At 63.3% G+C, this 26,882-nt stretch carries 15 protein-coding genes; 11 read left to right on the plus strand and 4 right to left on the minus strand.

Annotated elements, in window-relative coordinates; genetic code table 11:
- The 3 genes from SPITH_RS00335 (at position 1) to SPITH_RS00345 (ending at position 7,277) form a co-directional block, all read left to right on the plus strand.
- Entirely contained in the window at positions 1 to 1,116 is a 1,116-nt protein-coding gene (locus tag SPITH_RS00335; RefSeq protein WP_014623761.1) for a hypothetical protein, read from the plus strand.
- Positions 1,117 to 1,230: 114 nt separating this feature from the next.
- Positions 1,231 to 3,831: a PD-(D/E)XK nuclease family protein gene (locus tag SPITH_RS00340; protein ID WP_014623762.1), complete on the plus strand. Its 2,601-nt coding sequence runs from the start codon at positions 1,231 to 1,233 to the stop codon at positions 3,829 to 3,831.
- Complete coding sequence (locus tag SPITH_RS00345) at positions 3,828 to 7,277, plus strand: UvrD-helicase domain-containing protein (RefSeq protein ID WP_014623763.1); 3,450 nt, start codon at positions 3,828 to 3,830, stop codon at positions 7,275 to 7,277. The genes SPITH_RS00340 and SPITH_RS00345 overlap by 4 nt, the downstream gene beginning before the upstream one ends.
- Here the strand turns inward: SPITH_RS00345 and SPITH_RS00350 are convergent.
- Positions 7,267 to 8,253 (minus strand): beta-ketoacyl-ACP synthase III, encoded by a 987-nt coding sequence (locus tag SPITH_RS00350; RefSeq protein WP_014623764.1) that lies wholly within the window; start codon positions 8,251 to 8,253, stop codon positions 7,267 to 7,269. The two genes, SPITH_RS00345 and SPITH_RS00350, sit on opposite strands and share 11 nt — an antisense overlap.
- 141 nt (positions 8,254 to 8,394) lie before the next feature.
- Between SPITH_RS00350 and SPITH_RS00355 the strand changes: the two genes are divergently transcribed.
- From SPITH_RS00355 to SPITH_RS00390, 8 genes are all read left to right on the plus strand, one after another.
- Positions 8,395 to 13,914 (plus strand): alpha-2-macroglobulin family protein, encoded by a 5,520-nt coding sequence (locus tag SPITH_RS00355; protein ID WP_014623765.1) that lies wholly within the window; start codon positions 8,395 to 8,397, stop codon positions 13,912 to 13,914.
- The gene (pbpC, locus tag SPITH_RS00360) at positions 13,850 to 16,471 is read left to right on the plus strand and encodes a penicillin-binding protein 1C (protein WP_245523410.1); all 2,622 of its coding nucleotides are present in this window, start codon (positions 13,850 to 13,852) and stop codon (positions 16,469 to 16,471) included. Before SPITH_RS00355 ends, pbpC begins: the two co-directional genes overlap by 65 nt.
- A gap of 83 nt (positions 16,472 to 16,554) precedes the next feature.
- Entirely contained in the window at positions 16,555 to 17,556 is a 1,002-nt protein-coding gene (locus SPITH_RS00365; protein ID WP_014623767.1) for a glycoside hydrolase family 130 protein, read from the plus strand.
- A gap of 33 nt (positions 17,557 to 17,589) precedes the next feature.
- On the plus strand, positions 17,590 to 18,867 hold the full coding sequence (locus SPITH_RS00370; protein WP_014623768.1) for an ABC transporter substrate-binding protein: 1,278 nt from the start codon (positions 17,590 to 17,592) through the stop codon (positions 18,865 to 18,867).
- Positions 18,868 to 18,923: 56 nt separating this feature from the next.
- Positions 18,924 to 19,853, plus strand: coding sequence for a carbohydrate ABC transporter permease (locus SPITH_RS00375; RefSeq protein ID WP_014623769.1), 930 nt, complete (start codon positions 18,924 to 18,926; stop codon positions 19,851 to 19,853).
- A complete protein-coding gene (locus SPITH_RS00380; RefSeq protein ID WP_014623770.1) occupies positions 19,853 to 20,710 on the plus strand; it encodes a carbohydrate ABC transporter permease in 858 nt (285 codons plus the stop codon). Before SPITH_RS00375 ends, SPITH_RS00380 begins: the two co-directional genes overlap by 1 nt.
- 19 nt (positions 20,711 to 20,729) lie before the next feature.
- Positions 20,730 to 21,350, plus strand: coding sequence for a hypothetical protein (locus tag SPITH_RS00385; protein WP_014623771.1), 621 nt, complete (start codon positions 20,730 to 20,732; stop codon positions 21,348 to 21,350).
- Positions 21,351 to 21,395: 45 nt separating this feature from the next.
- Complete coding sequence (locus SPITH_RS00390; RefSeq protein WP_014623772.1) at positions 21,396 to 23,213, plus strand: discoidin domain-containing protein; 1,818 nt, start codon at positions 21,396 to 21,398, stop codon at positions 23,211 to 23,213.
- 62 nt (positions 23,214 to 23,275) lie between these two features.
- Here SPITH_RS00390 and SPITH_RS00395 read toward each other — a convergent pair whose 3' ends face one another.
- The 3 genes from SPITH_RS00395 to SPITH_RS00405 all read right to left on the minus strand — a co-directional run bounded on the left by SPITH_RS00395 (position 23,276) and on the right by SPITH_RS00405 (position 26,793).
- Positions 23,276 to 24,289: a LacI family DNA-binding transcriptional regulator gene (locus SPITH_RS00395; protein WP_014623773.1), complete on the minus strand. Its 1,014-nt coding sequence runs from the start codon at positions 24,287 to 24,289 to the stop codon at positions 23,276 to 23,278.
- A gap of 105 nt (positions 24,290 to 24,394) precedes the next feature.
- Complete coding sequence (locus tag SPITH_RS00400; RefSeq protein WP_014623774.1) at positions 24,395 to 25,576, minus strand: glycoside hydrolase family 130 protein; 1,182 nt, start codon at positions 25,574 to 25,576, stop codon at positions 24,395 to 24,397.
- Positions 25,573 to 26,793: an AGE family epimerase/isomerase gene (locus SPITH_RS00405; RefSeq protein WP_014623775.1), complete on the minus strand. Its 1,221-nt coding sequence runs from the start codon at positions 26,791 to 26,793 to the stop codon at positions 25,573 to 25,575. The genes SPITH_RS00400 and SPITH_RS00405 overlap by 4 nt, the downstream gene beginning before the upstream one ends.
- Between the last annotated feature and the right edge of the window lie 89 nt (positions 26,794 to 26,882).

Here is a 26,882-nt window from a genome sequence, read left to right on the forward strand (position 1 = left end):
ATGAAACGGTGGTACCATGTGTGCGTGGCGGTCTTATTGGTAGTGACGGGCTGTACGACCCCACCTGCAGAGAGGACGGAGTCGACCGCTCCTCCTACGGTCTCTGCGGAGGACGAGATCGAGGCGATGATGGGCCGTGCTTCTTCCCTGCTCGACGAGGGGGCGTTCTCCGAGGGGCTTTCGCTCATGGCGAGGGTCTTGTCCCGGGCCGAGGCCGAGGGAAGGAGGGATCTTGCGGCCCGTGTGAGGGAGAGACTCGAGAGGCTGGAAGACCAGCTCGTGCTCGAGCCCTCGACCCCGTGGTTGGAGGAGGGGCTCACGCAGCGGACGGCTTCCACGCTCAGGGTCGAGCTCCAACCCGAGGTGATCCTCTCCTACACCGGTTCGGGCGGCAAGGTGGTGGTGCCGGACGTGCCGGTCGTGTTCTCCTTCGTGAGCGGCGGGGGGAGGGTTTCACAGCGTGTGGTACGCACGAATGAATACGGGCAGGCAGGGACGGTGATCCTCTCGTTCGACGATCCCAAGGAGGAACAGATCGTGGAGGCCCGGGTGGTGGTCGAGGAAGGAGATTCCCGCCTGGCCTTCGACCGGCTCGTGGTGCGTTTCGTCTATCGAGCGCCGTCCCGGAAGGTGGTGCTCCTTCCCTTGGTGCGGCCGGGGGAAGAGGAGGGAACGATCGCCGAGGTCCTGAAGGAGGCGCTCGCGGGTATTCCCTATGTGGTGCAGTTGTACGAGGGTGACCTCTCATCCGGGCTCTTCATTCAGGCCTTCCGGGGGGAGCGGGATGCCCTGGAGCAGGTGAAGCAGACGGAGGATACCGCCTATGCCCTGCTGGTGCTCGTGGAGTCGACGGGGGTCTTCCCTCTGGAGCTGGGGGGGAGAACCTACAAGCTCTACGTAGCCGAGGGGAGGGCGGATGTCCGGCTCGTGCGCATCGAAGATGGCGCCCTCCTCTACGAGAAGGTGCTGGAGCGGAACAGGGAGGCGGGCACGCATGGTCAGGGGCCGACCGAGGATCGTGCCGCCCTGGATGTGGTGAGGGGCCTCGTGGAGGATGTACGGGTCTTTTTCAGGGAGCATGGGACGGAGCTGGTGGAGGGGCTCACGGGGGAGTGAAGAGGGGGACGGTCATGCCGGGATGTGCAGATTCTGCACATCCTTTCGTGTAGAGTCTACGTACACGGGCCTCGTGAAGGACGTGGACCATGATGTGCTCGAAAGGAGTCTTCGATGAAGGTAGAGGTGTGCGACCGACCCGAGGAGGTGTCCGAACGGGTGGGTCGTCTTCTCGATGAGGGGTGGTGCGTGGTCTTTCCCTCGGAGGTGGTGCGGCGTTCGTTCCTGGTGACGTTCGCCCGCCGCTGGGGGGGGATCGATGCGGGACGGCTCTACACGTGGGACCGTTTCGTGAGGGATCGGTTCGTCGGTCAGGGGAGGCTCCCTGCAGGTCCTCTCCACAGGGTGTGGGCAGCAGGGGTGCTCCTCTCCCGGGAAGAGGCTTCGTCGTATCTCGGGCCGGTCTTCGGCGAGGTGTGGGAGCGGGGGGGGCTCGAGGGGTTCCTCGCCTCCGTGCTTCCGGAGGTCCTCCTCCTGGATCTCGGTGGGCGGGGCGATGCCCCTTGGGATCGGGCACTCTCCTGGCTCGCGGAGGGATACAGGAAGGTGCTCGAGGAGGCAGGGCTCTACGAGGCCGAGGACGAGGTGAAGCGGGCGGCGAGGGAGGGGAGGGCGCCCGAAGCGCGGGTGGCGGTGGTGTATCCCGAGCTCTACACCGCGGTGGGGGTCCCCTGGGAGGACCTGGGGGCTTCCTGGCTGGGGCTCTCGCTGCGTGCGTGTGTTCCGGAGGATGCCCCGGTCCTCGTCTGCTATCCGGATGCGGTGAGCGAGGTGCGGGCTGCGCTCATGGAGGTGAGGGAGGCGCTCAAGGAGGGGGAGGAGGTGGATCTCGTGGTTGCGGACAGGGGGCTCGTGGGGCTCCTTTCGGAGGAGGCCGATCTCCTCGGTATCCCCCTTTCGCCGGAGGTGGGGAGGGCCTTGCGGGAGGTGTCGGGGGTGCGCGTACTCTTCCTCCTGGACGAGGCCCGGAGGGCGGGATGGGACTTCGACTCGGTGCGGGACCTGTTCCTCGCCGGAGACGTGCCCTGGAGGGAGGGGTGGGGTGAGGCGGTGAGGGAGGCGGTGGAGGGGAAGGTGTGGAACTGTGAGGCGTGGGAGCGGGTGGGGAGGGTGGGTGAATTCCTCAGGGACGCGCGAGGTGTGATGGAGACGGAATCGTTCGGTGCGCTTCGGGAGGCCCTGGACTCGTGGGTGCGGAGGTGGTTGGAAGAGTGGGCGGACGATGCGGAGCGACGGGCGTGGGGGTTTGCGAGGGGGCTCCTCGTCCAGCTGTCCTTGCTCGAGGGCAGGACCGGCGTAAGGGTGAAGAGGCCGTGGGAGGTGTGGATCGAGGCCCTGAAGGCGGTTCCGTATGTGCCCGGGGGAGGTGAGGGTGTGCCGGTGTATCCCTACCGCGTGAGTGCAGGGGCGGTGGGCGGGCGGCGGTGGGTGTTGGGGGCCTCGGCAGAGGGGGTGGAGGTGGCCTCGATCCCTGTGGAGTTCCTGCCCGAAGACGAGCGGGGGCGGCTCGGGGTCTCCACCCGTCGCTTCACGGAGTCGTTCGTGTACGCGTACCTGAGGAGCGGGGCGAGGATGAGCATGCACCGGGTGCAGGGGGATATGACCCACGAGGTGCCTTCGGTGTTCCTCCTGGAGGGGACCGTGGAGGAGCGGGGGATGGTCGAGGACCACCCCCTTGCGGTGGAGCAGAGGGTGTGGAGAGGGGAGGTGGTGGAGGTGCGGCCGGTGCAGGCGATGGTGGATGGATTCCGGCGGGCGGCTGAGGTGCGGGGATGGTGGGGGAAAGGGGCGGAGCCTCTCGGAGGGGTGGCGAGGGAACTTCTGGAGCGGCACGGGATGCGGAGGGGGAATGAACTCCTCCTCTCCCCTACGGTGGTGCAGGGTTTCTACGAGTGCGGGCTCAGGGCGTGGTATGAGCGGGTGGGAGGCCTGGAGGAGGCTTCGTTCCGTCCCGGGTTCGTGGATCGTCGAAGCCTCGGGATCGTGTACCACGCGTTGCTGGAGGAGGTCTTCTCTCCCTATGTGGGGAGGCTCCTCTCCGAGGTGAGGCTTCCCGGGGACTTCCGGGCCAGAGTGAAGGAGGTCCTCGATGCCCACGGGGCGGTGGTTGAGGAGTTCATCGAGATCGTCGCGGATCGGGTCACTGCACGGCTCGAGGGCGTGATCGAACGGCTCAAGGGGCTCTTTCCAGGTACGGGCGCCAAGGTGGGGCGGATCGAAGGGTGGGAACGATCGCCGATCGCGGAGGGGCTTGCCTTGAGGGGGAGGCTCGACCTCCTCGTGGAGGACGGTGCGGGCAACCCGGTGCTCTTCGATTTCAAGTATACGAACGTCCCCTCCTTCCCCCATTCGGACAAACTCGAAGCGGGGCGACGGTTCGAGATGCAGCTTCTCCTCTACGCCCTGCTCCTCAAGAAGCAGGAGGACAGGCTCGTGGAGGATGCCCTCTATGTGGCAGTGGAAAAGGACGACTTGCTTTCCCTGAGGAAGCGGCTGGGTAACAGGGGAAACAAAAATACGCAAGTGTATCGGGATGACGAGGGACTTGAGGGCCTCTTCGAGCGCCTCGAGCGAACGCTTGTGGAAATCGGGCAAAGGATGGAGGGGGGAGAGATCTCCTATGCGGAGGACCGCAATGTCTGTACCACAGGAGGAGGGGGATGCCCGTTCCGTCGGGTATGTAGGGTTCGGTATACCGTGAGGGAGGCGGAATGAACCTGAACGAGGATCAGAGACGAGCAGTGGAGACGGAGAAGACCGCGGTGGTGATCGCGGGAGCGGGCTCGGGGAAGACCCGGGTCCTCACCGAGCGGTACCTCAGGCTGGTGAAGAACGGGATGCAGCCTTCCCGGATACTCGCCCTCACCTTCACGCGAAAGGCTGCGGCGGAGATGCACGAGCGGATTTCCCGGGGGATCCGTGGGCTCGCCCGTTCGAGTCCCGGGCTGTTGGAAGATTTCGAGAACGCGCACATCTCCACGCTCGACAGCTTCTGCGCCCTCGTCTTGCGGCCCCATGCCCTTGGGTTTGGGATACGACCGGATTTCGGGATGTGTGCGGCGGAGGATCTGGAGGGACTCGAGAGCAGGGCCCTCTCGTTCCTCGGTTCGAAGAAGGGGCTTTCCGGGGTGAGCCGGCTTATCCACTCCTGGGGGCTCGATCGGGTGGTGAACGACTTCCTATGCCACTACGGGAGGAACCACGCCATAGTAGGGGCTACCCCGGATCCGGAGGAGTGGGAGGAGTGGTACCAGGAGAAGCTGGAGGAAGTCTTCACTTCGGTGGATGAGGGGATGGAGAGGTGTGGGGATCTCGTGCGGGAGTGCGCAGGTGAGGCCGCCATTCTCGAAGCGGAGAGGAAACGCGAGAAGAGGAAGGTGAGTGAGAGTATCGGGAAGCTCATAGATGCCGGCACGATGTGGGAGGATGTGGAGGAGGCGTGGGCCCGGGTGAGGTCCCGGTGGGATGAGGGGGGCGGGCGGGCTCCGGTTCCAGAGGTGGTGAGAGAATGGCGTAGTGCCCTGGATGAGGTGGTCTCCAAAGTCGGAGACCGTGTCAGTGTGAAAGAATTGGGCGATACGATAGACACTCTCAAGCAAGAGCTTGGAGTGGGGAAGAAACCTCCTTCGTCTTCGCTCGGCACTCTCTCCAAGGATCTCGTCGCGCTCCTGGAGCGGAGGGAGGAGACCTCCTCGCTCTTTGGGGTGCTCGCGGAGTGGCACAGGGAGGTGGAGCGGTTCAAGAAGGAGCGGAACCTGCTCACCTTCGGGGATGTGATGCACCTGGTCCTCACGCTGCTCAAGGAGGAGAAGGGGGTGCGGGAGTTCTACAAGGGCCGGTTCGACGCCATCCTGGTGGACGAGTTCCAGGACAACAACGGCCTTCAGAGGGATCTCCTCTACCTGCTCGCGGAACGCAAGGGGCGGTGTGCCGACGGGGTTCCTTCGTTCGAGGATCTCGAGCCGGGCAAGCTCTTCGTGGTGGGGGACGAGAAGCAGTCGATCTATCTCTTCAGGGGGGCGGATGTGGGCGTGTTCCTCGATCTCAAAGAGAGGGCAAACAAGTCCTCCCATGGCGAGGTGATAAGGCTTCCGCACAACTACAGGTCGGAGCCGGGTCTCCTCGAGGCCGTGAACAGGATGGCAGGGGCCTTTCCGGAGGAGATGAGGGGGGGGATCGAGTTTCTCCCTGCCGAGGCGGGGAGGGAAGGTGCGGGTTTCACGCCCCGGATCGAGGCCGGCGTGTACGTGAAAGGGGAGGAGGAAGCGAGGGCGGAGGGACGGGATCTCGTGGATGCGGGGACTGCGGAGGCGTGGTGGGTGGCCGGTCGGATCCGGAGGTGGGTGGAGGAAGGAGCCCTCATGGTGAGGGATGGGGAGGGGGTGCGGCCGGTGCGGTACGGGGATGTCGCGGTGCTCATGCGTACGGGGACCAACCAGCTCGCCTTCGAGCGGGCCTTCAGGGCGCACGGGATACCCTACACGGCCTCCTACAGCAGGAATCTCTTCCTCGAAGGGCCTGCGAACGATCTTTTTTCCTGGCTCTTCATCGCGGTGTACCCGCACGATCTCCTCTCGTATGCCGCGGTGTTGAGGGGACCGCTCGTGGGGCTCTCGGATGCCGGTATCCTCAGGCTCATCGAGCGGGAGGAGGGGTGTTTTTCCCTTCCTCCGGAGGAGGCAAGAGGTGTGCTGGGGGATGAGGCCGAACGGTATGAGCGGGCGCGGGAGATATACCACTGGTTGGCTTCGCACAGGGACAGGGTGGTGCACGAGCGTCTCCTCAGGTACCTGTGGGTCGACTGCGGGTATCGTATGGTCCTCCTCGGCCAAGAACATCTCCACCCCTTTCTCAGGTTCTACGACGAGCTCGTCGCGTTCGTGCGGAGGTGGGAGGAGAGGCCGCTTGCGAGGTGTCTCGACGAGGTGAAAGAGCAGCTCGGTCGTTACGGCCGCGTGGATGTGGAGGAGGGGGGGGGAGGAGATGCGGTGCGGATCATGACGATCCATGCCGCGAAGGGACTCGAGTTTCCCGTGGTGGTGCTCGCCTCGTGTGGGGCCGAGAGCCGCCGGGAAGGGGAGGGGAAGATGCCGTACTTCATGGTGGAGGGGGCGCCTGTCTTCGGGTTCGAGGGGGATGATGGGGGGAAGAAGGAGAACCCCCTCTACAGGCGGGCCGCAGAGGAGGTGAAGAGGAGGGAAGGAGAGGAGATGCTTCGGCTCCTCTATGTGGCTCTCACGAGGGCCGAATGTCATCTTCTCGTCACCGGTGAGTGGAGGGGTGCGGTGGGGAAGAAGAAGGGGAATGGGTCGGAGGACGGGTCGAAGAAAACGGTCCTTTCGTTCATGTCGCTTCTCTTCGAGATGACGGAGGAGGAGCCTGAGGTGCGGTTCCGGGCCGATCGGGAGGGAATCGAAGGGGTGGAGTGGCGCGATCCGGAGAGGATTCCGGGGATCACCGAGGAGGATCTGCGGAAGCGGATCGGTTCGGGGAGTCGGGGGGGGCGATGGGAGGAGGCGGCGCGGTGGTATGAGGAGGTGGACGAGGGGGTGGGGAGGGTGAGGCCGGGTGCGGTGAGTGTGAGCGTGCTCGCGGGGGAGTGGGAGGCGGAGCGGAGGGGGGAGGCGACGGGGAAGGGGGCGGTGTTCGGGAGCCTGGTGCACCGGGGGATGGTGTTGTGGGCGCGGTTGGGGGACGAGGGGCGGGTGAGGGAGGCGTTGAGGGGGGAGGCGCTGGCGTGGGGGGGGGATGGTGAGTGGGGAGAGGTGGACAGGGCGTGTGAGGAGGCGACCGCGCTGGTGCGGAGGTGGGCGGGGAGTGAGGTGGGGAGGGAGGTGCTGGGGAATGGTGCGGGGTGGGAGGTGGAGTGTGCGGCGGAGTGGGAGGGGTGGGTGGTGCATGGGGTGATGGATGCGGTGTGGGTGGGGGATGGGGTGGTGCGGATCTACGAGTGGAAGACCGAGGAGGAGCCGGATGTGGAGCGCTACCGGGCCCAGCTCTTCCTGTACGGGCTCATCGCGAGCAGGGTATGGCCGGGGAGACGGGTGGAGTGTGTGCTGGGGGTGCCGGGGGGTGGGGTGTGGCGGGGGGAGTGGGGGATGGGGGGGGAGTGGGAGGAGGTGGCGGGATGGGTGCGGGGGAGGCTTGGGATCACCAGGTGATGAGGTTGCCTCCGTAGGTGAGCCCGGCACCGAATCCCACGGTGAGGATGCGATCCCCCCGTGAGAGGAGCCTTTTCCTGTTCATCTCGTCGAGGGCGAGGGGGATGGAGGCCGCGGAGGTGTTCGCGTACTCCTCCAGGTTGAGGTAGAACTTTTCCATGGGTATACCCAGGCGCTGGGAGCAGGACTGGATGATGCGGACGTTGGCCTGATGGGGGACGATGTAGGCGATGTCGTCGATCGTGAGACCGTTCCGTCGTAAGAGTTTCTCGATGATCTTGCCCATGGCGCTCACTGCGAACAGGTAGACCTTTTTGCCGTTCATCTGTACATAGAAGTCCTTTTCTTCCTCAGGGGTGAAGGTGAGGGGGTGGCGGGATCCTCCCTTGGGTCTCAGGAGGGCGAGGGCGTCGTTTCCGAGGGAGCGGAGCACGCTGTCAATCACGCGACTCTTTCCATCAGGAGAGGGACCTACGAGTACGGCCCCGGCGGCATCGCCGAAGAGGACACAGGTGTTGCGGTCGTTCCAGTTGAGGATCCTGCTGTTCACCTCGGTCCCTATCACGAGGACGTAGCGTGCCCGCCCGGCCTTGATGTAGCAGGCAGCGGTCTCAAGGCCGTAGACGAAGCCGGTGCACGCGGCGGTGATGTCCATGGCCGCGGCCCGTGTGCAGGAGAGGTTGTCCTGGATGATACAGGCGGTGGCCGGATAGCTCAGGTAGTCGGGGGTGGAGGTGGCCACGAGGACCATGTCCACCTCTTCGGGAGCGATGCCTGCGCTCTCAAGGGCCCGGGATGCAGCGATGGTGCCGAGATCGGAGGCTGCCTCGTGATCTGCGGCGATGTGTCTGGCCCTGATCCCGGTGTGGGAGTGGATCCACTCGTCGGAGGTGTCCACCATGGTGGCGAGTTCTTCGTTCGTGAGCCGCCGGGGGGGAGCGTAGGATCCGGTGGAGAGGATGGCAGGCTGCGTCATCACATGTACTCCTTCGGGGAATATGTGAGCAAAGATAAAGGAGAGTCGTTATTCGGTCAATGGCCGAAAAAAGGGAATTGACGCCGTTCCTGAGGGGCACTAGACTGAAAAGAGGAGTTCTTTTCGAAAAAGGAGGAAGGTGTGAGAGACAAGCGGTCGATCCCCTGGATCCTTGGCATGTGGCTCTTCGTCTTGCTGTCGGCACTTGCTGCCTGTGGAGGAGAGAAAAAGGAACGTGCCGTGGTGGCGGCATCCCGTTGGATCTCCGCCTATACCACAGGGGAGATCTCCAGAAAGAGTTCCATCACCGTGGAATTCTCTCAGGAGATCCTCCCGGGGGTGGAACACGGCGCGGTGGTGAAGGATGGAATTCTCTCCATTTCCCCTGCGGTTAAGGGCTCGCTCAGGAAGGTGGACGAGTTCACGCTCCGGTTCGAACCGGAGGGCGACTGGGAATCGGGCGAGACCTACCGGTGCAAGGTGAACTTCGCCCGGCTTTTCCCCAAGGACGAGGAGGTGCCGGAAGCGTTCGAGTTCTCGTTTTCGATCGTACCCCTCGATGCATCATTCGAGGAGGTGGTGCTGAGGGCGGGAGGAGATATCAAAGAGGTGGATATCACCGGGAGGCTCGACTCGTCGGATGTCGTCGCCGATGATGTCCTCGAGAAGAGTTTTTCCGTGCAGGGAGTCTCGTTCAGGAGGATCGAGTGGGAGCACGAGGGTAAGGAGCACCGTTTCAGGATCACGGGGATACCCAGGGGGGAGACGGGGGCACGGGCACGGTTGAAGGTGGACCTCTCCGTGCTGGGGGGAGAGGGCTCGGTGGAGAAGGTGGTGGAGATACCGAACGAGAGCGAGTTCAAGGTCCTCTCCTCCAGGGTGGATCGGAATGCGAGGAGGGTGGATGTGGTCTTCTCCCTCCCCCTCGATCCGGATCAATCCCTCGAAGGGTTCGTCCGGATCGAAGGGGCTGAGCCTCTCCGTCTCGTCCGTCAGGACAACATCCTCTCGATCTACTTCCCTCAGGTCCAGGCGGGAAAATACACCGTACGGATCTCGAAGGATCTCCGTTCGAGTCTGGGAAGCGCGCTGGGCAGGGTCTACGTGCAAGAGGTGGTCTTTCAGGTTCCCGCGCCCGAGGTGGAACTCCTCTCCCCGGGCGGTATCGTACCAGGGGTGGAGGAGGCCTACTTCCCCTTCAAGGCGAGGGGCCTCAGGGCCGTGGACGTGACCGTGGTGGAGGTGCATCCCGGCAACATCGTACACTTCTTCCACACGCATGCGGGGTTCCGGGACAAGGAAGAGTGGTGGGAAGATCCTCTCGCCTATGTGGGCAAGGTGGTTGCCTGTACTACGGTGAGGTTGGACGATGATCCTTCGTTCGATCCCTTCGAGTGGGCCACCTTCAGGCTTCCTCTCACGCGCTTGGTGGAGCTCACACCCGGGGCGGTGTATCGGGTGGCGGTCAATTTCAGACCTTCCCACTTCGTGGGGTTTACCGAGGAAGAGGTTGCCCAGATGGATGATCCCCTCATGGTTCCTGAGTACGGGGGTCCCACCAAGGGGGAGTACCGTGAAGGCATGCCCGATTACCTGGAGTACGACTGGCGCCGCAGGGAAGATCCCTACCAGAGGGCTTACTACGGACGAAGGAGGGAGAAATCCGCATTCGTGTTCGTCTCGAACATCGGTTTCGTGGCCTTGCGGTCCAAGGAGGAAGTCGTTGCGTTCGTGACCGATATTCGAACAGGGTTGCCGCTTCAGAACGTGGAGGTGGAGGCCTACGACTTTCAGGGTGAGCCGTGCGGCACGGGGAAGACCGACGAGACGGGGGTGGTGCGGATCCCCTGCTCGTCGTCTCCCTACCTCCTGGTGGGAAGGATCGGGGAAGAGGTGGGGTACCTGATCCTCAGGGGTGATACCGCGTTGGACGTCTCCGCCTTCGAGGTGGATGGGATCTCCTCTTCCGAGGGACTCAAAGGATTCATCTATGCCGAACGCGGTGTGTGGCGTCCTGGAGATGTTATCCCGCTCTTCTTCATCCTCGAGGACAGGGAGAAGACCCTTCCCGACGACTATCCGGTGGTGTGTGTCTTCAAGGATCCCGAGGCTAAGGTGAGGAAGCGTCTCGTCGTCAGGGAGCACGAGGGGAGGATGTACCGGTTCGACCTCTCGACGAGGCCCGAAGATCCCACCGGGGTATGGTCGGTGGAGGTGGAGGTGGGCGGGAGGAGGTTCTACAAGTCCATCAGGGTGGAGACCGTGAAGCCCAACAGGCTCAGGACGGTCCTCACCTTTCCCTCGCAGACCCTCTCCCTTGGCAAGGGGGTCGTGCCAGTCTCGGCCCAGGTTTCTTGGCTCCACGGTGCCCCCGGGAAGGGCTTGAGACTCCAGGTGGAGCGGATCCTCTCCTCCGTGACCACCAGGTTCGAGGGGTTTCCCAATTTCAGCTTCGATGATCCCACCGTCGATTTCCACGCGCAGAAGGAGGCGGTGTTCGACGGCCGGGTGGACGCCGAGGGAAAGGCTTCCTTCGAGATGGGGCTGAAGGGAGATCTCGAGGCGCCGGGCATGCTCCGGGCGCTCTTCGTGAGTCGGGCCTATGAGGAGGGAGGGGATTTCAGCATCAACACCACCTCGGTGAGGGTCTCGCCGTATACATCGTACGTGGGGGTGGACGTGCAGGGGGAGACGGAGAACAAGTGGAGGGAGTACGAGGCGAACAAGGAGTATGCCCTCCAGGTGGCCTCGGTGAGCGAGGATGGGACTCCTGTCTCGAGGGACGGCATCCACGTGCTCCTCTACCGCCTCGACTGGCAGTGGTGGTGGGAGCGGACGTCGGACGAGAGGGGGAACTTCCTCTCACGCTACCATGCACAGAGGATCAAGGATTGGAAGGTCTCCACAGGGAAGGACGGGAGGGGCTACGTGAAGATGTCGTTTCCCAGGTGGGGGAGGTACCTCATCCTCGCGGAGGATCCCGTCTCCGGACACCGTGCGGGGAAGATCGTGTACGTGTGGTGGAGCTGGGGGGAGGAGGTCCCCTCCGAGGTGGGTCCTGCCCTTCTCTTCTTCGAACCCGAGGAGCAGAGCTACACGGTGGGGGAAGAGGTTCGTTTCAGCATCCCCTCTTCACCAGAGGCCCACCTCTATGTCTTTCTCTCCTCGGGGAGCAGGGTGCTGAAGACCATGGAACTGAAAGGGTCGGGGGAGAAGACCGAGGTGTCGTTCACGGTGACCAAGGAGATGGCCCCCACGGTGTACATCCATGTCTTCCTCGTGCAGCCCTACGGACAGGTATCGAACGACAGGCCGCTCAGGCTCTACGGCGTGCAGTACGTCTCGGTGGTGGATCCCCAGACCGTGCTCGAACCACAGATCGCGTGCGACGACTACTTCCTTCCCGAGCAGGATGCCACGATCGTGATCTCCGAACGGTCGGGCAAGCCCATGGTCTACTCCCTCGCCCTCGTGGATGAGGGGCTCCTCGATCTCACGAACTTCGAGACTCCCGATCCCCACTCCTACTTCTACGGGAAGGAGGCCCTTCTCCTGAGGTTGTGGGACGTGTATGGGGAGGTGGTGGCCTCGGAGCTCCTCAAGCGGGGGAGGATTCTGCGTCCCGGTGGCGGAGAGGGGATGGAGGAGGTGCCCAAGCAACGGGCGAACCGGTTCCCTCCGGTGGTCATGGTGGAAGGCCCGTTCTTCCTGGAAGGAGGGGCCACGCGCCGCCACACGCTCAGGATGCCCCAGTACGTGGGGTCGGTGAGGGTGATGGTGGTCTCGGCGTACGAAGGGGCGTATGGTGCGGCCGGGAAGGCGGTGCCGGTGAAGGCCCCGCTCATGGTGCTCTCCACCCTCCCGAGGGTTGCGAAGATGGGCGATCGGTTCTCCATGCCCCTCCAGATCATGGTGGACGAGGAGGCGGTGGGGAAGGTGGAGGTTCGCGTGGAGACGGAAGGCACCCTCGCGCTCGAAGGGGAGGGGCGGAAGGTGGTGGATGCGACCGAGCCGGGTGAGTATCTCGTCTCGTACCCTCTCAGGGCGGATCGCCTGGGGGTCGGCCGGGTGGATGCCGTCGTGACCTCCGGGCGCTTCTCCATGAGGAGCACGGTGGAAATGGATGTGGTGCCGCCCTCACCGCTTCGTACCGTGGTGCAGAAGGCCCTCCTCGAGAAGGGAGGTGCCCACTCGTTCTCCCTTGAACGTGTGGGTATCCCGGGGACGACCTCTCATGTACTCGAGCTCTCCCGTCTCCCCTCCCTCAACCTGGAGCAGAGGGTCTCCTATCTCATACGCTATCCCTATGGGTGTGCCGAGCAGACCACCTCTCGGGCCTTTGCCCAGCTCCACTTGCCGGAGCTCGTGGACCTCACGGAGGAGCGGCAGCGCGAGATCCAGGAGAACGTGAACGGGGCCATCTTGCGTCTCGCCTCGTTCCAGACGAGTGAGGGCGGATTTGCGTTCTGGCCCGGTGGGGATCCGCACCCATGGATCTCTTCCTACGTGGGGCACTTCCTCATCGAGGCAAGGAGGAAGGGCTACCACGTGCCCGAGGAGATGTGGCAGGACTGGCTCTCCTACCAGAAGAAGGCCGCAGGGGCCTGGAACGAAGAGGGTGAGACCAGGGAGTTCATCCAGGCCTACAGGCTCTTCACCCTCGCGGCGGCCGGCTCTCCGCACACCGGGGCGATGAACAGGCTCGCCCAGCGGGAGAGGCTCTCCAACCGAACGGCGTGGCGTCTCGCCGCGGCATACGCGACCCTCAGACAGATGGATATGGCCAGGTCGCTGGTGGAACGGGCTTCCGGCTACCTCGATGTGCGGGGACGGTACTATGACTGGGAGACGTACGGGACCCCTCTGCGGGATCGGGCCATGGCCCTCGAGGCGCTCGTGCTCTTGGGGGATGGGGTGGAGGCCTTCAAGGTGCTCGAGGAGATCGCAAAGGATATGGGAACGGGAAGGTGGCTCAGCACCCAGACGATCGCGTACTCGCTCGCGGCGATCGCGGGGTACGTGGAGTCCTTCGGTGCCTCGGGGAAGCTCTCGCGGGTGGAGGTGTTGTGGAACGGAGAGGGTATGGATGTGGTGAGCGAGAAGGTCGTGGCATCGATTCCCTTGCAGGGTGAGGATGGATCTCTGGAGGTGAAGAACGGGGAGGAGGGATCGCTCTACGTCCGGGTGATCTCTTCGGGGTATCCTCCTGCAGAGGAGAGGGAGGGGTTCTTCCGGGATCTCGAGGTGCGTGCGTCTTTCCTGGACACGGAGGGGCGTCCCCTCGATGTGGGAAGCCTCCCTCAGGGCACCGATGTGATCGTCAAGGTGACGGTGAAGAACCCCGACACCTCCAGGGTGTATCGCGATGTGGCGCTCACGGTCACGATGCCGGCAGGGTGGGAGCTCATCAACAGGAGGCTCTTCGGTCTCCCCGTGGCCGAGGGGACTTCCACCGGCGACTACCAGGACTACAGGGACGACAGGGTGCACACCTTCTTCGATCTCGGTCCCGGGGCGGAGAAGACCTTCGTCTTTCTCGCGAACGCCGCCTACGAGGGCCGCTACTTCCTGCCGGGGGTGCATTGCGAGCTGATGTATGAGGCGGAGATCCAGGCCGAGACGGCCTCGCGGTTCGTGGATGTGGTCAAGGCCGCTCGATAGGGTGAGGAGGTGGGGGGAGGCGCTCCGCGCCGAGCTCCCTGCGGCGGATGAACGGACCCTGCGGCGAAGCACGGGGCTCATCCTGGGAGGGGCGGTGCTCCTCGTCTTCCTCCTCGTGCTCATCCCGCTCCCGGAGCCCCTCTTCTCCGATCCCTACTGCACGGTCCTCAGGGACAGGGAGGGGAGGCTCCTCCACGTGCGTATCGCCGACGACCATCAGTGGCGGTTCCCCCCGCCGGATCGTCTGCCCGAGAGCTATGTCCAGGCGGTGCTCGCCTACGAGGACAGGCGGTTCTTCCTTCACGGTGGAGTCGACCCGCTGGCACTCGTGCGGGCCGCATGGCTCAACCTGAGGGAAGGTCGCGTCGTGAGCGGAGGGAGTACCATCACCATGCAGCTCGCCCGCCTCATTCGGAAGCCCGATACCCGTACGCTTCCGGACAAGGTGATAGAGATCTGGTACGCGCTCCGTCTCGAGTGGCGGTATACCAAGGCGGAGATCCTCAGGCTATATGCCGCGCACGCGCCCTTCGGCGGTAACATCGTGGGCATAGAGGCGGCGTGCTGGCGGTATTTCGGCCACGAGCTTGGAGACCTCTCATGGGCGGAGGCCGCCTTTCTCGCCGTGCTTCCCCGCGACCCCGCAGACGCCTTCACTCCCCAGGGTCGCGAGGAGGTGCGGACGCGACGGAATCAGCTCCTCCTGCGGCTCTCCGAGGCCGGGCACATCCCTCCCCCCCTCCTCCAGGTCTCCCTCGCCGAACCCCTTCCGTCGGGCCTCCACCCCTTTCCCTCCGAGGCCCCGCACCTCCTCCTCCGGGCCCTCTCCGAGGGACATGCCGGAGAGAGCCTCCTCACCACGGTGGACCTCTCGTTCCAGCGCAAGGCGGCACGCGTGGTGACCCTGCACCACCACCGGCTTGCCCCCCGGGGGATCCACAATGCGGCCGTGCTCGTGGTGCACCTTCCCTCCGGCGAGGTGAGGGCCTATGTGGGCAACACGCCTGAGCCCGATCCCGAGTACGGCCCGGAGGTGGATTGCGTCTCGGCCCTGCGGAGCCCCGGGAGTACCCTCAAACCCTTCCTCTACGGGCTCATGATGACCGAGGGCCTGCTCCTTCCCCACCAGTTGGTCTCCGACGTCCCGGTGTCCTACGGCGGGTTCTCGCCCCGCAACTTCCACCGTACGTACTACGGAGTGGTGCCCGCGGATCAGGCCCTCATCGAGTCGCTCAACGTGCCGTTCACCATCCTCCTCGCCCGGTATGGGTACCGCATCTTCTACGGGATGCTCGAACGTCTCGGCCTCCGGTTTCCCCATCCTCCGGAGCACTACGGCCTCTCCCTCATCCTTGGAGGGATCGACCTCTCCCTCTGGGACCTCGCCGAGCTCTACGGTGGACTCGGGAGGATCGCCCTGGGGGAAGGGGACAGGGCCTTCGTGAGGCACCGGTACCTTCTTGGGGAGGAGGAAGCGTTGAGGGCCCGTTCTCCCACCCAGATCCTGGATCCTGCGGCCGTGTGGTACGTGATCGAGGCCATGACCCACCTGGTACGGCCGGAGAACGAGTCGGGGTGGGAGCACTTCGTGGAAGGACGTCGGGTGGCCTGGAAGACCGGCACGAGTTGGGGGCAGCGGGATGCGTGGGCCGTGGGGATCACCCCGGAGTATCTGGTGGCCGTGTGGGTGGGCAACGCCGACGGCAGGGGCAATCCCCATCTCCTCGGAGCGAGGGTGGCGGGGCCCCTCCTCTTCGACGTGTTGAGAGAGCTGCCGCTTCCAGACGTCTGGTTCGAACGGCCCGTGGATCGGATGGTCCCGGTCGCCGTCTGTGCCACCTCAGGGATGCGTGCAGGTCCCCATTGCCCGGAGGTGCGTGTGGAGATGCTCCCGTACGCCTCACGAAGGGCCTCTCTCTGTACGTACCACAGGCTCCTCCACCTGGATGCAGAAGGCGAACACCAGGTGGACAGCAGCACCTATCCTGTGGGCAAGATGCGCCACGAAGAGTGGTTCGTGCTCCCTCCCCTCGAGGCCTGGTACTACAAGCGATCGGGTCACGTCTACAGGGAGCCGCCTCCGCCGCTCTCCAGTTCGCGGCCGGCACTCACCCTCGCCTATCCATCGGACGGGGCTGTCGTCTACATACCTGTCGATCTCGACGAGAGGAGGGAGGCGATGGTGTGCGAGGCGGTGCACACCAGGGAGCAGGCCGTGCTGTACTGGCACCTCGACGGGGAACTCGTGGCCGTCACCCGGGCGCCCCACCAGATCGCCATAGCCCCTCCTGCCGGGTGGCATACCCTCTACGTGATGGACGAGGAGGGATTCGGGGTCTCCGCCCGGTTTCGGGTGGAGGAGTCCGGTATCCGCTCGAGAGAAGGGGGGATGAATACCGGTTTCTCTCCTCCGCCATGCTCCTCTACCGAGCCCCGGAGGGAAATGTCCTCATTGAATATAATACAAGGTAAAATAAGAAAAAAAGACATGGTGTCGATCTTCCGAATCAGGAGTAGCGATGCCTCTGGGAATAAGAGGTATCGTTTTTTTGCTTGACAGGAGATCAGAATATGTTATCATGGGACCAGATACGAGTATTTTTTTGTTCGAATGAGAAACCGGTTTCAGAAGGAGCAGCGATGAGTACGAGATACACCGTTGTCGCAGATCCCCTCCCCCACATCCCCTGGGAGGATCGTCCCCCTGGCTCCCGGGAGGTGGTCTGGCGATATTCGGGTAATCCCATCGTCACCAGGGACCATGCGAAGGGGGCGAACAGCATCTTCAACAGCGCGGTGGTACCCTTCAAGGAAGGGTTCGCGGGCGTCTTCAGGGTGGACGATACGGCCCGCCGCATGGATCTCAGACGCGGGTTCAGCGAGGACGGCATCCACTGGGAGATCGACGACAAGCCCATTCGCTTCACCCCCGAACACCGCGATCTCCCCCAAAGCGAGTTCAAGTACGACCCCCGCGTGGTACGGCTGGGCTCCCGGTACTACATCACGTGGTGCAACGGGTACCACGGTCCGGGGATAGGGCTGGGCTACACCGACGACTTTGAGACCTTTGTCCAGATGGAGAGCCCCTTCATGCCCTACAACCGCAACGGCGTGCTCTTCCCCCGGAAGATAGGCGACAACTACGCCCTCCTCCACAGGCCGAGCGACGCAGGCCACACCGCCTTCGGCGACATCTTCTACAGCGAATCCCCTGATCTCAAGTACTGGGGGAGGCACCGCCATGTGATGGGTCCCCGCGGGGTGGAGAGCCTCTGGCAGCACACCAAGATAGGGGCGGGGCCCGCTCCCATCGAGACGAGCGAGGGCTGGCTCCTCCTCTACCACGGGGTGCTCACCTCGTGCAACGGGTTCGTCTACAGCATGGGGGCCGCCCTCCTCGACCTTGACGAACCCTGGAAGGTGCGCTACCGGAGCGCACACTACCTGCTCTCGCCTCGTGCGTACTACGAGTGTGTGGGCGATGTGCCGAACGTGGTCTTCCCCTGCGCGGTGCTCTGCGACGGGGAGACCGGGAGGCTCGCCGTCTACTACGGCGGGGCGGACACCGTGGTGGCGCTCGCCTTCGCGTATGTGGACGAGCTCATCGAGTTCATCAAGGCGACCGATCTCGGGGCGTAGCCCCGGGCACACCATACATAAAGGAGAGAAGCCATGAAACGATGTGTGCTGTTGAGCGTGCTGTTCCTCATGGCCGCTTCCTTCCTCTGGGCGGGGGCCCAGCAGGAGCAGGGAGGCGGTGCAGGGGGCCAGGTGACCATCCGGTACACCCGGTGGGCGGGCACCCAGGAGGCCAAGGACTTCCAGGCCCTGGTCGACACCTTCATGAAGGCCCACCCGGAGATCAAGGTGGAGACCGAGTTCCTCCCCTGGGGCGCGTACTGGGAGAAGGTGCGCACCACCGTGGTGAGCGGTGATGCGGCCGACGTGCTCTCCATGTCGCACCAGAGCTCGTCGCCGTACGTGACCAAGGGGGCCTTCCTCGCGCTCGACGACCTTCCCGGTGCCAAGGAGTTGCTCGACGAGATGCAGCCCGGCACCAGGGCCGCGGTGGTCTACCAGGGCAAGATCTACGGGATGCCCATCGGTGTGGGTGTACGGGCCCTCATCTACAACAAGAAGCTGCTCGATGAGGCGGGTGTGCCGTATCCCGATCCCGAGAAGCCCATGACCTGGGATGAGTTCATCAGGACCTACAAGGTGCTCACCAAGAAGAACGCCCAGGGTGAGATCGTGCAGGCCGCGGTGCACTTCCACTGGCTGGAGATGTGGCAGGCCCTCGTGGCCCAGATGGGGGGCAAGATCCTCGATGACGACATCAGGCCCACTCGGGTGATGCTCAACTCTCCGGAAGGGATCGCCGCCCTCAAGCTCGCGAAGCGGGCTTTCCAGGAAGAGCTCGAACCTCCCTACAGCACCGAATGGGCGGGGCCGTGGGGCACCCCGGATTCGGCCGTGGCGACCGGCAAGGTGGCCTTCATGCACACCGGCGGGTGGGGACTGCCGCCTCTCAGGGATGCGGGGATCGACTTCGGGACCGCACCGCTCCCCTATCCCGCAGGCAAGCAGCGGGCCACGAGGGGATATGTGAACTTCCTCAGCATCTACCGGGGGAGCCAGAAGGTCGATGCCGCCTGGACCTTCGTGAAGTGGATGTGCGGTGAGGGCCAGCCCGAGTTCGCCAAGACCGGCGACCTGCCGGCGAACGCGAAGTACCTCGAGGTCGTCAAGAAGACCGCTCCCGACTACATGAAGGCCTTCTTCTCCGACCTGCCCTACGTGATCACCGGGCCCATGCTGCCCACGGACGAGTTTGGCAGTCTCCTCGAGGCCACGATGACCGACTTCTTCCAGGACAGGATCTCCGCCGAGGAGGCGGTGCGGATCATCGAGGAAGAGGGCAACAAGATCATAAAGAAGATCTACGGCTGAAGGAGATCTCGCGGGGAGAGGAGCCCCTCTCCCCGCCTCTTCAAGGAGTGGACTGCATGAGACGTACAGATACGGTATCGAGGCTTCTCACCAGGCGGAACAGGATGGGTTACCTCTACATCCTCCCCTGGGTGATAGGGTTCCTCTTCCTCCAGGTGTTCCCCATAGCCTACTCTTTCTACATAAGTCTCACGAAATGGGACCTGTTGGGTACCCCCAGTTTCGTGGGCTGGGAGAACTTCAGGGGGCTCCTCGAGGACGAGATCTTCTTCCTGGCCCTCAGGAACAATCTCCTCTTCATGGTCTTCGGCGTGGGAGGAGGGCTTCTCCTCTCCCTGTTCATGGCGGCCCTCATAAGCGAGCCTGCAGTCCCCGGACGGGGGTTCTTCCGGGTGCTCTTCTTCCTCCCTTCCCTCGTGATGCCGGTGGCCCTCGGGCTCATGATGGCACCCATCTTCGGCACTGAGAACTACGGGCTCATCAACCTCGTCCTCAAGAAGCTGGGGCTCGGTCAGGTCGAGTGGCTGGGGGATCCCGGACTCGCCATCTGGACCGTGGTCATCGTGAACTTCTGGACCGTGGGAGCCAGCATGATCATCTTCCTGGCAGGGATCACCAACCTCCCCCGATCCTACTATGAGGCGGCGGCCATAGACGGGGCCGGGTGGTGGACGCGGCTCTTCAGGATCACGGTGCCCCTCCTCTCTCCGGTGCTCCTCTTCCAGCTCATAAGCGGGCTCATCTACGGACTGAGGATCTTCGACCTCCCCGCCGCCCTTGCCAACATAGGCGGCTCCCGGTCGGTGATGATGGGGAAGGACAATTCCCTCGCCTTCCTCGTCTTCTACCTCTACACCAAGGCCTTCCGGTACTGGGAGATGGGGTCGGCCGCGGCCATAGGATGGGTGGTCTTCCTGGTGGGTTTCGCCCTCACCGTGGTGATCATCAGGTACATGAGAGGATCGAGTCAGGAAGGAGGTGTGTGATGCAGGTCTCCTCGTATGGATTCTTGCGGAACGAGCGCATCCTCCTCAGGTGGGGAGGGTTCCTCTTCCTGGGCATCCTCGCCGTGCTCGTGCTCATTCCCTTTGCATGGCTCTTCGCTTCGTCCCTCAAGGACATGGGACAGTACTTTTCCACGGACTTCAGGATCATCTGGTTCCCCTCGCCTCTCCACTGGGAGAACTACGTGAAGGCCTTCACCTATGTCCCCCTCCTCAGGTATATCTTCAACAGCTTCTGGCTCGGGGCGGTGCAGACCGTGCTCCAGGTGACCTCCTCGGCGTTCGTGGCCTATGGGTTCGCCCGGTTCGACTTCAGGCTGCGCGGGCCGCTGTTCATCGTGCTCCTGAGCACCATGCTCCTTCCCACAGAGGTCACCATGATCCCGCTCTTCATCTTCTACCGGGCCATCGGATGGACCAACAGCTACAACCCTCTCATCGTTCCCAACCTCTTCGGCGGGGCCTGGAGCATCTTCCTCATCAGGCAACTCATGGTGGGGATTCCCCGGGAGATGGACGAAGCGGCCTTCATCGACGGCGCCGGGACCTTCAGGATCTGGCGGTCGATCCTGCTCCCACAGGTGAAGCCGGCCCTCTTCGTGGCCGGGCTCTACTGCTTCCTCTGGAGCTGGAAGGATTTCCTGGGGCCGCTCATCTACCTCAACAAGAAGGAGCTCTACACCCTTCCCCTCGGGATCATGTTCTTCGAGAGTCCCACCGAGGTGCAGTACACCGTGCAGCTCGCGGCGGTGGTGATCGCGCTCATCCCCACGCTCCTCATCTTCGGGGTCGGACAGCGCTACTTCGAGCGTGGGATCAACATAGGTGAGCTCAAATAACCTTTATCAGGAGGTCGGTATGCAACGCATAATGATGATCGCAGGCGTTCTGGTGCTCCTGGTGGCGGGGTGCACGAGTGCGCCTCAGCCGGCCCAGGATGCCGGTATGGCCCAGGCCCAGCAGTCCATGGTGGTCTGGGAGGACTTCGAGACCAAGCCCTTCTGGTTCGCGGTGGCGAATGCCTGGAACGATGACGACTCCTCGCTCGAGACGCGGTGGAACCGGCAGGAGGCCACCCACGGCACGGCATCGCTCGAGGGTGTGTTCCGGATGAACGGGAAGAACGGGGCCACCTTCTACACCGAAGAGCCGGAGATGAACGATTTCAGCCCCTACAAGAACCTCGTGGTGGACTTCGTGAACAAGTCCGACAAGGATCTCGAGGTGGCCCTCGTGCTCTGTACGGGTGCCGACTGGGTGTGGCACGAATCGGCGACCGTGGTACTCGCGCCGGGTGAGAACCGGGACGTCTACTTCGATCTCACCGGCTCGAACTGGAAGTGTGCGGCCTCCAACTGGCAGTTCACCGCACAGGTGGCCGACATCCAGAGCGTACGCCGGGTGGCCTTCAAGTTCTGGGGGCCGGAGGGCCTCGAGAGCTCGGTCCTGGTGGACAACGTGCGGCTGGAAAAGAAATGAAGTGGGTGCGGGCCTCGATCGCCCGCACCTCTACAGGAGGGAACCATGAGAAGGATATATCTGCTGCTTCTTGGTGCATTGCTCCTCCTCGCAGGGTGTGTGACGGGGAGCGGGGTGTCTGAGGGCGGGGTCGATCCACGCGCGCTCATACCCCATAACGGGAAGCAAATCTTCCTCAACGGGATGAACCTCGCATGGGTGAACTTCGCCAACGATCTTACACAGTTCGACGAGGCCCGTTTCACCCAGGCCGTCGAGGATGTGGCGAGCGCAGGGGGGAACGTCCTCAGGTGGTGGCTCCATGTGAACGGGAGCAAGACGCCCCTCTTCGACGAGAACGGCATGGTGGTGGGAATGCCGGAGGAGGCCCTCATCAACCTCAAGCGGGCCCTCGACATCTCCTTCTCGAGAGGGGTGGGGCTCATCCTCTGTCTCTGGTCCTTCGACATGCTCCAGCCGCAGTCGGGGGTGAATCAGGCGCGGAACCTCAGGCTCATCGAAGACGAAGCGGTGACGCGTTCCTACATCGAGAACGCCCTCGTCCCCATGGTGCGGATGGTGAAGCGACATCCCGGAGTGATCGCCTGGGAGGTCTTCAACGAGCCGGAGGGTATGCTCCCCGGAGGGGGATGGACGCCGAGGCGGACCGAGATGCAGTACATTCAGCGGTTCATCAACCTGGCAGCCGGCGCCATCCACCGGGAGGATCCGGATGCCCTCGTCACCTGCGGGAGCGGCATGGCCTACCAGACCGACGTGGGAGGGATGATCAATTACTATCGGGACGACAGGCTCATCGCAGCAGGGGGCGATCCGGAGGGGACCCTCGACTTCTACAGCGTGCACTTCTATCCCCAGCACATGGACGAGAGCGCCTCGCCGTTCCACCACCCTGCCTCGTACTGGAAGCTGGACAAGCCCATAGTGGTGGCGGAGTTCCCGGCCAAGGGGATCAGGGAGATAGGGTTCGGGTTCCGGCCCAAGACCAGCCTCACCACCGAGGAGGCGTACCTCTGGCTCGTCGAGAACGGGTATGCGGGCGCCCTCTCGTGGACCTGGACCGGACACGACGGGTTCGGGAACATCTACGACGCCGCCCCGGGAATCTCGGCGGTGGCCATGAGGTATCCGGAGTACGTGCGACTCAACAGAGAGGGGCTTGATCTGAGTCCCAAAGTGGTGAATCCCATATCCCATCTCATCCTCTCGGTCAATGAGGTGGGGGTGGCGAAGGAGCTCGATCTCAAAGAGGTCTTCGAGGACCAGGAGGACGGCGACGACCTTTCCTATGAGGTGAGGAAGGTGGGCGATCCGGCCCTGGTGGAGGTCTCGCTCACGAAGGAGGGGAAGGCCCTCGTGCGTCTCAAGGAGGCGAGGGTTGCGAGCTCCGATATCCTCATTGTGACGAAAGACTCGGGTATGAACGAGTCGGGGCTCTACTTCACGGTACACGCCCTGGATCCGGACAGAGGGAATATCGCGCTCTTCAAGCCCGTGGAGGCGAGCAGCGTGGAGGAGCCCAACCTTCCAGAGTACGTGAACGACGGTACCCTCAAGACCCGGTGGTCGAGCCTCTACGATGACGATGAGTACATCCAGATCGATCTCCAGGGGAGGTTCAGGATCGAGAGAGTCGTGCTCCACTGGGAGGTGGCCTACGGGAAGGACTATGACATACTCGGTTCTCTCGATGGGGATGCATGGTTCCCCATCGTTCAGGTGCGTGGAGGAGACGGCGATGTGGATGAGCTTTCATTCGAGCCAGTGGAAGTCTCCTACGTGCGCATGCACGGGATAAAGCGTGGTACGGAGTGGGGCTTCTCCCTCTGGGAGATGGAGATCCATGGAGAACGTGTGAGGTAAACGGAGAGCTTCTTCATACGCATGGGAGCCTGAGGAACTCGTTCTCTTCAGGCTCCAACCTCTTACCGTGGTCCCCTGGTGGACTCCCGTTCCACCAGGGTTGCGGGGAAGAGCTCCTCCTTTGCGGGGGGCTCTTTCTTTTTGAGGAGAGCCATGAGCATCTCCACCGCCTTCCGGCTCATCTTGCCCATGGGCTGGGCCACTGCGGTGATGGGCGGTGAGGTATGATCGAGGTAACGGTAGTCGTCAAAGGTGAGAAAACCAACCTCAGGCGGGTGATGTCCCGTCTCTTTGAGGGCCTGGAGCACCTCGAGCATGAAGTCGCCGCCCGCCGCCACGATGAGGGCGTCCGGGGGAGGGGATTCGGAAAAGAGGGCGGCGAGGCGTTCGTGGACGAGGGGGTAGTTCTCATAGGGAAGGTAGAGGGTCCGGTGGTACGTCATCCCGTGGCGGCGAAGGGCCTCCTGGTAACCCTCGGCCCGCTGGAGGTTGTAGAAGTAGGATTCGGGACCCGCCACGAGGGCGATCCTCGTGTATTCCCGCCGGATGAGGTGGGATGTCGCCTCATAGGCGGCTTTTCTGTTGTCGATATCCACCGCGTAGTGGACGAACTCCGGGTTCCGTCCGAGCATCACGAATGGGATCCTGTGGTGGAGGAGCTCGCCGAGCCAGTACTTGTCGAGGAACTCGGACCCGATGATGAGTCCGTCGACGATGCCTCGCTTGATCACGGCCTTGAAGATACTCTCGAGCCTCCCTTCCTCGTGGGGGAGGAGGAGCAACAGGTGATAGTCGTGTTCGGTGAGTGCTACGGTGATGCAGGATATGAACGTGGACCAGTAGGCCCCGCTCACCGAGTACTCGGGGGTGTGGGGGATGAGGAGTCCGATGTTTCCTGTGCGTTTGGAAGAGAGGGCCCGGGCAATGGTGTTGGGTTCGTACTGCATCTCCTCCACCACCCTGAGGACCCGCTCCCGGGTCTTCTGGTTGATGCCGGGATAATCGTTGAGGACCTTCGATACCGTGGACTTGGAGACGTTGGCGAGACGTGCGATCTCGTTTATGGTGATCTTCACCAGAAACCTCCACCTCGAGGGATACGTGTGTGCATACCGGCATCGGGGATACCCGATGCCATCATTGTATATCGCAAGGTGAGAAAAGTACAACAGCAGAGAAGATCAGTGGGAGGACCGGAGAAGGCGACGGTTGTGGGCGATGAGCGAGAGGCGCTGCGTGGTGCACTCGTGGGTACGAAGGCCGTCCTCCGGTGTGTGGAGACAGTAGTCCACCATGCGTTCGATGGTGGTCTCGGCCACGTGGAGCCTCGTGTCGGAGGAGGCGTAGTAGATGAGGAGCCTGCCGTCCTCGTCCGCGATCATCCCGTTCGAGAAGACGACGTTGGAGACGTCGCCCACCCGCTCTTCCCCTTCCGGGGCGATGAGAAAGCCTCCCGGACGGGCGATCACCTTGGTGGGGTCTTCACGATCGGTGAGGAAGGCGTAGAGCACGTAACGGAGCCCGGCGGCCGTGCCTCGCACCCCATGGGCCACGTGGAGCCAGCCTGCGGGAGTCTTTACCGGTGGGGCCCCCGCGCCGTTCTTCACCTCCTTGATGGTGTGGTACACCTTGGAATCGAGGAGATGCTCCTCGTTCACCACCGGGTGTTCCATGGAATCGCAGAAGCCGTAGCAGATACCGGCGCCCGATCCTGTGTCGATGAAACCCTCCTGAGGCCTGGTGTAGAGGAGGTACTTCCCATTCACGAATTCGGGGTGGAGCACCACGTTGCGCTGTTGCGGTGAGGGGGTTACCAGATCGGGAAGACGTTCCCAGTGGACGAGGTCCTTGCTCCTCGCGATGCCGGCCCTGGCTACTGCCGAGGAGGTGTCGGTGGGTGGGGCATCGGGGTCCTTCCGTTCGGCGCAGAAGATGCCGTAGATCCAGCCGTCCTCGTGAAGGGTGAGCCGCATGTCGTAGAGGTTGGTCTCACCCGGCACGTCGGGGATGAGCACGGGTGTGGTGAAGGTGAAGTGTATGCCGTCGGAGCTCTCGGCGAGGGCGAAGAAGCTCTTCCGATCGTGTCCTTCAACCCGGCACATGAGGTAGTAGGTGTCGTCGAACTTGATGGCCCCTGCGTTGAAGACCGCGTTTATCCCCAGCCTTTCCATGAAATAAGGGTTGGTCTCAGGGTTGTAGTCGTAGCGCCACGTGGGGGGCACGTGGTCCCCGGTGAGGATAGGATACCGGTAGCGTACGAAGATCCCGTTTCCGGGGAGGATCGGTTCGTTCCGACGAGAGACAAGCCTCTCGTATTCCTCCTCCACGAGGGCCTTCCGCTGTGCAAAGGAAAGCTCGATCATGTTCGTTCCTCCTCGAGGATGGCATCGATGCGGCGCATGCCTTCGAGGCATGCCCTGCTGTTGTGATAGCTCGCCTTCCACATGCCTCCTTTTTCGTACCCCGCCAGAGGGGTTCCCTCGGGCGTGACGGCCCAGAACCACTCTCCCCCTTCTCTGTCGACCAGGTGGTCCATGATGAACCGCCACACCGTGAGCGCATGTTCGAGGTAGCGTGCCTCACCGAAGACCTGGTAGGCGTTGAGGAATCCCACGAAGGCCTCGGCCTGGACCCACCAGACGCGCGCCCGGTCGAAGGAACCGTCTTCCCGCTGTTCGTTGGGAAGGCTTCCCCCGTGGGCCTCGAGGGCCTGTGCGGTCTCTTCCACCATGGGGCGTATCCACGAGAGGAACCAGTCGGGGAGAGGATGGCCGTAGAGGAGTTCGACCGCCTCGGCAAGGAGCCACGTGGCCTCTATGTCGTGGCCGAAGGAGATGCCCCCTCCCATGGGACTCCAGTCTTCGGTGAAGTAGAGGCCGAGGTGCTCGGAGGAGGCGATGTGGGTGCGGAAGATCCGGATGAGGTGCTCCATGGCCTCCCTTACCGTGGGCTCGCGATCGATACGTGAGAAGGCGCTGTACGCCTCGAGGATGTGGAGGTGGGTGTTCATGGTCTTGGGCGCAGGGGTCTCGCCCTCTCCGAGAGGCTCCGGGAGGGGGGTGGACCAGTCCTCGGTGAAGGCCTCGTAGTAGCCGCCGTGTGTCCTGTCGCGGCCGCGGGTCTCTACCAGGTCGAAGGTCTCCCGGGCAATCCTGAGGGCATCCTGGTCTCCTGTGGCCTCGTAGTAGAGAGAGAGGGCGTATATCGCGAAGGCGTTGCCGTAGAGTTTTTTCACCCTGGAGAGGGGGGCTCCATCGGGGTGCACGCTCCAGAAGAAGCCCCGGTGTGTGGCATCGTAGAAGGCATGGGTGAGGAACCGATAGGCGTTCCCCGCGGCCTCCAGGTAGGCGGGATTCGGACGGGAGAGGAAGGCCTGTGAGAAGGTCCAGAGGTGACGGGCGGTCATGACCAGGCCTTTGGGGGCGCCGGGGTCGGGTGTGGTGGTGATGCTTCCGTAGAAGCCGCCGTGGTGCGGGTCCTGCTGGGCGAGCCAGAAGGGGAGAATGTGGTCGAAGAGCTGGGATGCCAGCTCGCTACGGATCTGTCTGAGGGTGGATCGTAGGGAACGCGAAGACGGCATGGAGTACTGCCTCCTGAAACCGGTTTATATACGTTGTACTTCATTTGGCTTGATCGTGCAAGGGGATTGGAAATAGGGGTGGAGGGTGG

It is taken from the genome of Spirochaeta thermophila DSM 6578, assembly GCF_000184345.1.
Lineage (GTDB): Bacteria > Spirochaetota > Spirochaetia > Winmispirales > Winmispiraceae > Winmispira > Winmispira thermophila.